This window comes from Colwellia sp. BRX10-4 (genome assembly GCF_014077465.1).
GTDB lineage: Bacteria > Pseudomonadota > Gammaproteobacteria > Enterobacterales > Alteromonadaceae > Colwellia_A.
The window spans coordinates 33,469-44,194 of sequence record NZ_JACGVZ010000029.1; the positions used below are offsets into that span (position 1 = coordinate 33,469).

Annotated in this window: 15 protein-coding genes and 1 pseudogene; 10 read left to right on the forward strand and 6 right to left on the reverse strand. The window is 37.2% G+C overall.

What is annotated here, in order from left to right; translation table 11 throughout:
• Positions 1-16: 16 nt before the first annotated feature.
• On the forward strand, positions 17-835 hold the full coding sequence (locus H4J67_RS17420) for a CPBP family intramembrane glutamic endopeptidase (RefSeq protein WP_182169598.1): 819 nt from the start codon (positions 17-19) through the stop codon (positions 833-835).
• A 367-nt stretch (positions 836-1,202) separates the two neighbouring features.
• Here the strand turns inward: H4J67_RS17420 and H4J67_RS17425 are convergent, their stop codons facing one another.
• On the reverse strand, positions 1,203-1,565 hold the full coding sequence (locus H4J67_RS17425) for a DUF2237 family protein (RefSeq protein WP_182169595.1): 363 nt from the start codon (positions 1,563-1,565) through the stop codon (positions 1,203-1,205).
• Positions 1,566-1,576: 11 nt separating this feature from the next.
• On the opposite strand from H4J67_RS17425, the gene ubiG reads away from it, so the two are divergent.
• From ubiG to H4J67_RS20855, 7 genes are all read left to right on the forward strand, one after another.
• A complete protein-coding gene (ubiG, locus tag H4J67_RS17430) occupies positions 1,577-2,410 on the forward strand; it encodes a bifunctional 2-polyprenyl-6-hydroxyphenol methylase/3-demethylubiquinol 3-O-methyltransferase UbiG (protein ID WP_310650611.1) in 834 nt (277 codons plus the stop codon).
• Between the two features lie 368 nt (positions 2,411-2,778).
• Positions 2,779-3,264 carry an ABC transporter substrate-binding protein gene (locus H4J67_RS17435; protein WP_182204493.1) on the forward strand — a complete coding sequence of 162 codons (486 nt, stop codon included), beginning with the start codon at positions 2,779-2,781 and terminating at the stop codon, positions 3,262-3,264.
• Positions 3,243-3,491, forward strand: coding sequence for a hypothetical protein (locus H4J67_RS17440; protein ID WP_182169590.1), 249 nt, complete (start codon positions 3,243-3,245; stop codon positions 3,489-3,491). Before H4J67_RS17435 ends, H4J67_RS17440 begins: the two co-directional genes overlap by 22 nt.
• Positions 3,492-3,886: 395 nt before the next feature.
• Positions 3,887-4,267: a tetratricopeptide repeat protein gene (locus H4J67_RS17445; RefSeq protein WP_182169587.1), complete on the forward strand. Its 381-nt coding sequence runs from the start codon at positions 3,887-3,889 to the stop codon at positions 4,265-4,267.
• A gap of 201 nt (positions 4,268-4,468) precedes the next feature.
• Positions 4,469-4,864 carry a polymer-forming cytoskeletal protein gene (locus H4J67_RS20845; RefSeq protein ID WP_182169585.1) on the forward strand — a complete coding sequence of 132 codons (396 nt, stop codon included), beginning with the start codon at positions 4,469-4,471 and terminating at the stop codon, positions 4,862-4,864.
• Positions 4,861-5,331, forward strand: coding sequence for an ice-binding family protein (locus H4J67_RS20850; RefSeq protein WP_182169583.1), 471 nt, complete (start codon positions 4,861-4,863; stop codon positions 5,329-5,331). The genes H4J67_RS20845 and H4J67_RS20850 overlap by 4 nt, the downstream gene beginning before the upstream one ends.
• Positions 5,332-5,338: 7 nt before the next feature.
• On the forward strand, positions 5,339-5,665 hold the full coding sequence (locus tag H4J67_RS20855; RefSeq protein WP_182169581.1) for a PEP-CTERM sorting domain-containing protein: 327 nt from the start codon (positions 5,339-5,341) through the stop codon (positions 5,663-5,665).
• A 59-nt stretch (positions 5,666-5,724) separates the two neighbouring features.
• Here H4J67_RS20855 and H4J67_RS17455 read toward each other — a convergent pair whose 3' ends face one another.
• Positions 5,725-6,726, reverse strand: coding sequence for an endonuclease/exonuclease/phosphatase family protein (locus H4J67_RS17455; protein ID WP_220463164.1), 1,002 nt, complete (start codon positions 6,724-6,726; stop codon positions 5,725-5,727).
• 166 nt (positions 6,727-6,892) lie between these two features.
• Positions 6,893-7,507, reverse strand: coding sequence for a PolC-type DNA polymerase III (locus H4J67_RS17460; RefSeq protein ID WP_182169579.1), 615 nt, complete (start codon positions 7,505-7,507; stop codon positions 6,893-6,895).
• A 151-nt stretch (positions 7,508-7,658) separates the two neighbouring features.
• On the opposite strand from H4J67_RS17460, the gene H4J67_RS17465 reads away from it, so the two are divergent.
• Together H4J67_RS17465 and H4J67_RS17470 are read left to right on the forward strand one after the other, a co-directional pair.
• On the forward strand, positions 7,659-8,072 hold the full coding sequence (locus H4J67_RS17465; RefSeq protein ID WP_070374384.1) for a LexA family transcriptional regulator: 414 nt from the start codon (positions 7,659-7,661) through the stop codon (positions 8,070-8,072).
• Positions 8,060-9,316 carry a Y-family DNA polymerase gene (locus H4J67_RS17470; RefSeq protein WP_182204494.1) on the forward strand — a complete coding sequence of 419 codons (1,257 nt, stop codon included), beginning with the start codon at positions 8,060-8,062 and terminating at the stop codon, positions 9,314-9,316. Before H4J67_RS17465 ends, H4J67_RS17470 begins: the two co-directional genes overlap by 13 nt.
• A gap of 90 nt (positions 9,317-9,406) precedes the next feature.
• On the opposite strand, the gene H4J67_RS17475 is transcribed toward H4J67_RS17470, so the two are convergent.
• From H4J67_RS17475 to H4J67_RS17485, 3 genes and pseudogenes are all read right to left on the reverse strand, one after another.
• Positions 9,407-9,658, reverse strand: coding sequence for a hypothetical protein (locus H4J67_RS17475; RefSeq protein WP_182169575.1), 252 nt, complete (start codon positions 9,656-9,658; stop codon positions 9,407-9,409).
• 45 nt (positions 9,659-9,703) lie between these two features.
• Positions 9,704-9,952: pseudogene (locus H4J67_RS17480) on the reverse strand (HDOD domain-containing protein); the annotation flags it as partial.
• A gap of 78 nt (positions 9,953-10,030) precedes the next feature.
• A complete protein-coding gene (locus H4J67_RS17485) occupies positions 10,031-10,429 on the reverse strand; it encodes an EAL domain-containing protein (protein WP_310740640.1) in 399 nt (132 codons plus the stop codon).
• Positions 10,430-10,726 lie beyond the last annotated feature (297 nt).

Below are 10,726 nucleotides of genomic sequence, written 5' to 3' on the forward strand. Positions count from 1 at the left end.
AGTTAAGCAGGTAAATATGAATAATAAAATTAAAACACTAATAATGATCACTACCTTTATATTCTGTCGCTATAGTATGAAATACTTTTGGGGAGATACTTGGAGTGAAGCTTTACTGGCACTAGATAATCAATCCCACCTTTTATTAACACCCGCGAGCTACCTCTTTATATATAGCCCCTTAGTGTTAGTGGCAAGCTTACTATTTGAGGACGTTGATTTAACTGAGATTTTAGGTCTAAAAATAGCAGGATTTCAACATTACTTTTTAGCGGCGGTTGCCTGTTGCTTGCCGATGACAATCGGTTACGCCTATTTAAGTAGCGAGTTGAACCTTGCCCTATCAGGGATAATGGTTGGCTCGGTATACGCGGGGGTATTCGAAGAAATTCTTTTTAGAGCGGTATTGTTTGGAGTTTTATTTCGATATTGCCACTTAGGATTTATACCTGCCGCCTTATTTAGTTCTGTTATCTTTGGTTTTGGGCATATATATCAAGGGCATGACCTAATGTCAGCCTTTGCAGCTTTCGCAATAACTTCGGTAGCTGGTACTTGGTTTGCATGGTTATTTTGTGAATCTGGTTATCGAATTTGGTTTCCTTTGTGGATGCATATTTTCATGAATGAAGCTTACGGAATATTTGGCATGTCAGGTGGTGCAGCGGGAGACTTAGCGGGCAATATATTCAAAGCAAGCTCAATTATTTTAACTTTGCTTTACATTCATCTGCTTGTTTGCCGTAGTAAAAAGCGTGAAATAACCTTTTTAAACTTGTGGAAAAATCAATCGACCACAAGTACAAAAATGACATTAACCACTCAAAGTATTTAAAGGGAATTAACTATGTTTGAATTATTTTTAGTCATGATAATACTGACATCACCAGTATTAATTATTATCTTGGTTCACCATTACTTTCTTTATAAATCAGCAGCCAATTAACAATTTTTAGCGTTAAAAAAAGAAAGTAATAGTCATACCGCCATAGCAACACAAAAGAAATTAGCTATACTGATTGAACGAGTGATCGTACTGGAAAAAATCGTCACCGATAGCAACACTACACCTTGCCAAGAGATAAAAAAATTATAATGATGTTACTGCTATCTCTGCTATCTGACCGTAATTATTAAGTCGCTAACTCGACCTAAATAGTGGTATCGGTGTTGTTCGTTATTTTATCAACAAAAGTAACGCCTTAACGCTGATATTCATGGGCCTTTAAAACATCTAATGAGACCACTGTTAGTGCTTTTTGGTTAGTTGCCTCAAGTACAATAGGTGGAGCAACATTGGCTGCAATAGCGTGATACCAACGAACAGCGCATAAACACCATTTATCACCCGCTTTTAAGCCGGGAAAATTATATTGAGAATTAGGGCTGATCAGATCATTGCCTTGTAATTTTGAGAACTGGAGAAAATCGTCGGTCATAATTGCGCAGACACTATGGTTACCAAAATCAACTTCGGGCACAAAACAAAACCCTTTTCGGGTATAGCCCGTATTACTACAACATAACTCTAAATCTGTACCTAGTACATTCAATTGATTGTCCATAAAGGTGCCTTGTGTTAATTAACAAAAATAAGATGGATATACCTACCATGTTAGACAAAAGTAAGCTTAGTCCGGTGAAAAATAATAACATTAAATACACACCAGCTGGTAATTTTAGTCCAGCAGAAATCGCTAAATTTAATAAGTTCGCTGAAAGTTGGTGGGATCCAAACGGTCAATACAAAACGGCACTCGAATTCAATCGAGTACGCGTAGCGTATTTTATTGCAGAAATTTGCGCATTCTATGGTCGAGATCCTAATCATATAGCACCACTGCAAGGATTAAAAATTTTAGATGTTGGCTGTGGCGCAGGTCTGGTTTGCGAGCCTTTAGCAAAAGCCGGAGCCACAGTGGTCGGTATAGACGTGAGTGAGATAAGTATTGAAGTAGCAAAACGCCATGCGGTGAAATCTCAACTTGATATTGAGTATCGCCACGAACATGCGCAACATACCAGTATAAGCGATGAACATCGCTACGATGTGGTGATTAATGTGGAGGTCATCGAGCATGTACCTAACCAAAAAGACTTAGTAAAACAGTGTAGCCAATTATGCAAGGTGGGTGGCTGTGTGGTAATGGCAACGCTAAATCGCACGATTAAATCCTACCTAGTCGGCATTCTTGGCGCTGAATATATTATGCGCTATTTACCTATAGGTACACACAGCTGGCGTGCCTTTGTAACACCACTTGAATTAAACACTATCGCGACGCTAGCGCATATGCACTTGGTGACAGAAATTGGCATGGCCTACAGTCTCCTAAACAAAACTTGGCGTACAACCTCAAGTTTAGAAGTCAATTATGTACAACTATATAAACGACTAACAGCCAGTTAACTTTTCAACAATATCGGCTATAGGAAATAGACAATCACTTATTTAAATAGCCGATAATTGCCTGATAATAAATGTAAGCGTGTCCACTCATTGCTCGCCTGCTAAGTAATACAAAGCTCAATGGTAGATCAACGGGGGGTAATACCCCATAATTATAAAAAAACACTTGCTTGGTCAGATACCTGCTACTTTATTTACTGAACAATCGTAAGGCTACTTTCCAATGACACTCTTTTTATTGTTGATATAACATTAATAATAAAAAGAGTGTCATTGGAAAATATAAATATTTTAATTTTCCATTAATCAAAATTAACAGGAAAGCCGGTATGAATAATATAGTTAAGTAAGCAATTATTGCTCTATTATTGTTTGTATTCTCATTAGCAAGTTATGCTCAGCAACTGAGATTTGTTACAGTAGATTTACCCCCCTTTCATTTTATGGGCGCAGATAACAAACCTGCTGGAGCTTTAGTTGAAGTTATTGAAGCTTTAATGATTAAAACTCAGTTTTCTGCTCAAATCGAGTTTATACCTTTTGCACGTAGTTATGATTTAGCCTTAAATAATAAAAATATTTTTATGCTCTCTTTAATGAAGAGTTCTGACCGCAAAGATCTTTTCCAGTGGGTTGGTCAAATATTTAAGAGCAAAGCTTTTTTGGTGGGTCTTCGTAACCGATCGGATATCTACATTAGTAATATTGAAGAAGCAAAGTCGTTTGTCGTTGGTACAATTCGAGGCTATCACTCGCAGCAACATTTAAAAAAAGCAGGTTTTCTTGAGCAAAAAATCACCATTTATCCGTTAGTTATACACATATGTGGCGTATGCTCTTTGAACAACGAATAGACTTTATTTTAACAAACTTTATTGCATTAGACAGAGAAGTGAAGATTATTGGGTTTAACAAAGAAGACATTAAACCTTTTATTAAACTACATGATTTTCCTGGCGGTCTTTTCATCGCGACTGGACTTAAAACAACAGATAAAACAGTGACTATTTTATCTGTTGCATTACAACAAATAAAAGCCGATGGCACCTATAAAAACATTATGGATAAGTGGGGTTTATAAATAGCATAAATGCTATTCAACCAATCCATTTCTGCTCTAGTAACCATGAGGTCCTTGAAGTCAAGCCTCGAGGATTGGCTGTTTATTAGGTAAACATAGTTTATAAAATTTTGACCTAGTGATCAGGCCCAGCTTTTTACAAAGATGAACGACAAGATATTGTTCATAATTTCCGTAATTGTTTATTTCACCACATAGCTTTAATCAGCAAAGTTATAATTTAGCTGTTGACGTGCTAATTGTTAGATTAGCACGTAGAAAATTAATACAGGTTCATTTTTCAAAGCAAACTCTTAATGTTTTTCTGATGACTAACATAGTCATAAAATTCAAGTTTCTATTTTTAATACATTGTTGTTCGAAATGTTGTAAGAAGAAAATAAAGGCCATAAGTCATGATGAAAAAAATACGGAAATTAATTATCTCACTTATTCAAATAGCTGCGGTGTTAATGGTAAATGCAGTAATAGAAGTCATAGCGGCAAACAGCGAAAAAAAGCATTATGAAGCAGCACTTCAAGCTTATAACCAAGGAAATATTGAAATAGCTTATATTCATTTAAAAAAAGCTTTGCAGCAAAGTGAACGTAACTTACCGGCTAAATTATTACTCGCCAAGGTTTTAATTGATAAAAACTCTTACCCTGCTGCTGAGCAAGAACTCAATGATCTACTTGCTCAAGGTGTTGATAATAATTGTGATCTACCCGTATCACATCTCGCTAACCTTTTTGTACATAATGTTAACCTCTTGACGTATTATGCTAACTTATGAGCATATCACCTGTTTTGTAATAAAAAAAAGAAATTAATTACAATAACTTACGATATAAATGTTCGAATAACAAACAAAAAACCATCTTATCTGTCATCATACAATTGTACAGTTGTACAATCCTTAAAATAAGTTTTTTTGTTCTATAAAAATTAAGTTTTTTATATGCTGAACACTCAGCTATATGAAATGGAGTCTAACTTGAAACTTATCAATTCAATCCTCTGTATTTTGGTGTTTTTTGCTATGCCTAGCGCACAAGCGAGCTTTCAACCTTTGCTAGGCTCAGAACTAAATAACCAGTCGCTTTATGCCAGTGGTTACATATCAATGGGCGCACGAACAACTATTGGTGGCAATATTCAAAGTGCTACTGCAATAACACTGGCAGCCAATGCAATTGTCGGTGGTAACGTTGAGGCTGGAACCGCAGTAACACTTGGCGCAGCTGCCGGTGTAAAGGGTTATATTCAAAGTGCAACAACCGTTACCCTAGGCGCTTCTGCTGTTGTCGACGGCTCTATTATTGCAGGTACCACAGCAACTATTGGTGCGAGTGCAAAAGTTGATGGCGAGCTAAGTGCTGGTCAACAGTGACCATAGCCGCAACCGTTGAGGTTGGCGGCAATGTTTTGGCTGGCAGTACAATAACCGTTGGTGCAGATTCACTTCTCGGGGGCGATGTTTATGCTGGAACCACCACCACTACTGGTGCAGATGTTGGCATCGTTGGCGCGCTTACTGCGAATTCTTTGAAAATGGTTGCACTGCCAATCATCGTTGATAGTCAGGAAGCGCTCATCACGTCTGTGCAACAAGATATAAAAGACATGGGTACAGGAACAGAACTTGTATCAACCACTTTTGGCACCAACGACAAAACACTTGAAGCCGGTATTTACAGTACAATAAATTATTTAACCATCGCGATAGGTAAAACCTTAACGCTTGATGGTAAAGGTATCTATGGCTCTTGGATTTTTAATATCGCCAACTATCTAACCTTCTCTACAAACTCAACAGTGGTATTGAAAGATATTACCGATAACAGCACCATTATCTAGAATGTTCTTGGCGACAAAACCGGCTCAGCAGGTTACACAACTCGGCGCCGGCGCTAAGGCTAGAGGTTATATTTTTGCTAGAGGTTTTATTCAAACGGGTGCTGATTCAATAATAGCAGGCATAGGCAATGATTGTGGCGGCGCTTATTCAGCAAGTAACTTTATTGAATTTGGTGCAGATACTGTTATTGATAAAAAAGATTGTACCAATGGCGAGCCCAGAGCTTCTGCAGATGGCCTTGCCGTCACTCAAGTTCCCGAGCCTGCAACGCTGTGGTTATTCGCTCTAGCACTTTTCGGTTTAGCAATTAAAGCGCAACGTAAAAAAGCATAAACTCAGCATCACCAATAAAAAGGCTCCTTTTGAGGCCTTTTTTTGGGGCTTTGGCTAATTTATGATCTTAACGTTAGTGTAACCAAGGCAATGCCATGATCGGTACTTTCGCCATCTCGCTCAAAGATAGGATTAATTAAATGTCGATCATACGTGTCATACGCACTGACCTGATAAAGACTATCGTGATAACTAGCGTCAAAATCACATGATAATAAGATATAATCAAGTACTGAGCTGCTCGCACCAAAATAATGTGTCGGAGTGCGCTGTATTTTTTCTTCTTGAAGAGTCTCATTTGTCACTGCAACTTGAAATAAATCCCAAGCATCTTGCAAGCAATATTTAGCAAGATAGGCATCACGCTCAATGGCCGAGACAAACCTTAGGGTGTTAGTCAGTAGATGACTTAGCACACCATCAGTTAAGGTATTGTTGAAGTCCCCCATTAATACCATTGGCTGGCCGGTAGCCTCACGCCGCGCTATGATTTCAATCATTAATAACGTCGCTTCACTGCCACGTTGTATCGTTGAGCCCCAACCACCTGCCACTTGTGCTTTTAGGCTTTCAATAATGGTTTGCTCTGGCGTGCGACTTATATTTTTATCATCGACTTCAATCATAGAGCGCTTAGATTTAAAGTGCACAACATAACAATCACAGTTACCCATATGAGGCACATCAACCGTTGCCCTTAACACTTTTCGGCTAAAAGAGAATTTATCGGTTAAACCTAATGATAGTGCAAGCTCAGTGTTTGCTTCTACCGCGGCAACTTCAACAATAGGGTAACGAGATGCAATGGCGACAACAGGACGTTTGTAAATAAAATCATCTATCACTTGAGGTTCATCAACCACAGCAAAATAACAATAGCCCTGCTCTGCAACTAATTGCTCTAGAGACTCGGGACTAAAGACTTCTTGAAAGCCAATAATGTCAGGTTGAAATTCACGTAAATATTCAGCAATCCAATGTTGCTTTTTACGCCACTGCTCAGCACTATAAATTCGTTCAAATTCATAGAAAGCATTGGGCGGCTCAAGATAATTAAACAAATTAAAGGTCGCTATTTTAAGCTGTAAATTTGATACCGCTACAGAAGGCAGTGTGGGATCTATTTCTTCTGGGGCTTTTTTATCTGGATAGTCGATAATATTAACTCTAATAAACGTTGAACGAAGAGTATACCTGAGATAAAAAATTAAAAACCAACAAGATAAATTACCATTTAGTTAACAGCTTACTTACGTCATTTTTTGCTGTCTTTGATAACTTCTGTATTAATGCAAAAGGTACAAACTCGTGGTTAATTTTTTCTTCGATATCATCAAGCATCAACAACCACAATTTTGCCGTCATCTCAGCATCAAATAACGCCCGATGAAAAGCCCCATCTGATGGAATATTTTTATAACGAATCAGCGTACCTAATTTATGATTAGGCGCATCTATATTTATTCTGCGCGAGACAAGTAATGAACAAATAAATTGCCCAAAATATTTTCGATTAATGTTATTAAGCTCAGCGTTCAGGAATTTTTGATCAAAAGACGCATTATGGGCAAGTAAATTATCGTCACCCAGAAAATCGGTAAATTGTGCCATCACTTCACCACAAGAGCCGACATTAGCAAGCATTTGATTAGATATTCCGGTGTATTGCTCAATAAAACCACTGATCCTAAAACCAGGATTCATTAATGATTGAAATTTATCGGTAACTTTACCGTCTACAATTCTAACCGCACCTATCTCTATCGCTCTATCACCTTGATTGGGTGATAATCCTGTGGTTTCAAAATCAAGTACCACTAACGAATTGGCATTTTCATGCATCTAAGTTAACCCTATAAATTTATGCAGCGCTGATTTTAACGGCTCTATTTCAAAATGAAAGTAATCATTACTCGTAAGCAATGTTAAATTATTCTGTTCAAGAATCAACTTAGAAACTATACTGTATAAAAACACAGTTGAGATTTAAGTAATGAAAGTTATTCCTATTTACATTGAAGCAGGTATTTCAGGGTTTGAATCACCCGCAGCCGAATATAAAGAACTGGGGTTATCACTAGATAAACTCCTTATTAGGCATCCTAATGCCACATTTATTGGCCAAGCATCTGGCGAGTCCATGCAGGGTGTGGGCATTTTTGATGGTGATTTACTTATTGTTGATCGTTCACTCACCGCCAGAAATGGTGATGTCATTGTGGCAAATTACAATGGTTGCTTTGTCTGTAAGTTGATTGATAAAAAGCAAGCTCGGCTGTTATCAGCGTCTAAAGATTTTGCGCCAGTTAGCATCAAGCCCGGAGACGACTTTCAATTAGAAGGTATTGTTACTCGCTCTATTCGACTCCATCATCAAGCTCCTGAATTAACCGCATGTATGCATTAGTTGATGCTGTATCTTTTTATGCCAGCGCAGAAAAAGTCTTCGACCCGAGCATAAGAAACAAGCCCGTTGTTGTTTTAACGAATAACGATGGCTGCATTTGTGCTGTTTGTCCTATTGCTCGACGGCTGGGTATTCCAAAATTCACTCCCTATTTTCAGATAAAAGACTTACTACATAAGCATGGTGTAGTGGTACGCTCTTCCAACTACGAGTTATATGCTGACTTAAGTGAAAGAATGATGAATGTTATTGCGAGATATTGTGATGACCAATATATTTACTCAATTGATGAGTCATTTTTACATTTTAAAAACTATAGTGGCGTTATTAAAGATTGGCACCAATACGGCCATGAAATAAGACGTGCTATTTGGAAAGAAACCCGGCTACCGGTGGGTGTTGGCTTTGGTACAACATCAACCTTAGCTAAAGCAGCAAATCATGCAGCTAAAAAACTTGACGGTTACCAGGGTGTTGCCATTATTGATAACGCGCAAAGTGCGAAAGAAATATTAGAAAAAATGGCAGTAAATGAGGTTTGGGGTATTGGTAATAAAATATCTCATCGACTAAAACAGCAAAATATTAGCACGGCTTATCAGTTATCAATGCAATGCCCTAAGATTATGCGCAAGCAATTTAGTGTTGTCACTGAGCGTACGGTTAACGAATTAAAGGGGATTAGCTGTTTAAGCTGGGATGATGTAAAAGCACCTAAACGGGAAATATTCTCTACACGTAGTTTTGGTCAACGTATTGTCGATATACATACATTACAAGCAGCCTTAACCACCCATAGTACGATAGTCGCTAAAAAAGTAAGACGTCAGTCTTCACTTATAAAAAAACTGCTCGTGTTCGCTTCAAGCTCACCCCATGATAAAAATTATTACAAACAAACAATGGTTTATACTTTTCCCTTAGCAACAGATAATAGTTGTGATATTGCTACAGCGGTCAGTTTAATACTCGCTGAAATATTTATACCCGGTGTGCATTTTTATCGTTGTGGTGTCGGTGCAATCGCCTTGGAAAGCAGACAACATCAACAAGCTGATTTATTTTTATCTGATCATTCAAACCCAATACTCATGAATTGTCTTGATAGTATTAATAGTCGTTACGGTAAAGGGACACTGACCTTGGGCGCAGAGGGAAAATCAGACTCCTGGCAAATGAAACGGCACTTTTTAAGTCCACAGTACACAAGTAACTGGCAAGACATACCCAAAATTAGCTGTTAGTTTTATTCGTAAGTTTAGTCACTGTAATCTTGACTCATAATATTTAAGGTTAAAGTTGCTAGTAATATAAGGTGTCAAAGGGTTACCGCCTTAAAAGATGTTCACCCCCCACTTTAATGCGTCGTAATAACAATTTAATAGGCTAGCTTCAAAAATTTTATGACTGTCAATAGAACGAGTAATACGCTTACCTGTTGATACTTCATAATGCTTAGCCAATGTTAATAGTTCTGACAACTCACCTTGTTGCTCAGACAACGCCAATTTGATGTCAGATGAAAAAACAAAACTTTTTACAATATCTGCCATGGGTAAATTTAATATGGCATCTAAATTACTCAATATTCCGGTTAAAAAAGCTTTTTCTTTAAGGTGATTAAATGATTTTTATTTCGTGATGAGTTCCATCATTTTAGCGCGTACTAAAGACTCGATAAAAAGTTCTGGCGAACTTTTAGATGATAATGCTGACATTGATATAATGGCAACATACTGCTTTATTTTATCTGTTCCCAAAAAGGTAATAGCTTGCTTAATCGAGGTAATTTCAATATTTCCACACTCTGCAGCACTGTTTACCAACTTTAGTATACCGCTTACTAACGTTACATCACGGCTAATAATTTCAGTCAGTTGATTGAAGTCTAGGTGTAGTTTGTAGGCTTCTAAGAAAAGTTAAATTAACTTTTAGAGGGGATATAGACGTGCCCAACTTTATTTCGGGTTTGTGAAAAAGTAGCCTTGATAATAGTCTATGGCTAGCGCTTTAAATTGTTGGTACTGCTGATTCGTTTCAATACGTTCAGCAATTATTTTTATATGACTATTAGTTGATAGTAGGCGTTTTTTCAGCCCTTCTATTTGAGTGAAAGTAACCTGTTCAATGTCAACTTTAATAATAGAGATATATGGAAAAAACACTTCCCATTTACTTTCGAAATCATAATCATCCAACGCAATGACATAACCCTTTTTATGAAGTTGAGCAACATTAAAAACAAGTTCATCAGAGACGTTTACTGTTTCTATAATTTCAACCACTATATCTTTTGGGTTAAAGAGCAAAGGCGAATTTTGTAATAAGGTGGACTCATCAAAATTAATAAAGGCCAAATTACCAAGACAAACATCGGCTAAATCACCAAATATATGGTTTTGAAGTATAACTTTTGAGGTTGCTTTTTCTGGGAAATCCTCGTTAAATACATTATCTAAACTGTCTCTAAAGAGTAATTCATAACCAATGGTTTAAGATTTATATCTAAAATCGCTTGCCTTGCGATGAAAGTTTTTAATATTATTTCCATTAATTAAACCTACGAGATTTCATCATGTAATAGTAGTTGCTCTTCGGAGAAAATCTACGTAGATATTTATAAAACATAATAAAACCTATTAACGCATGGTTAG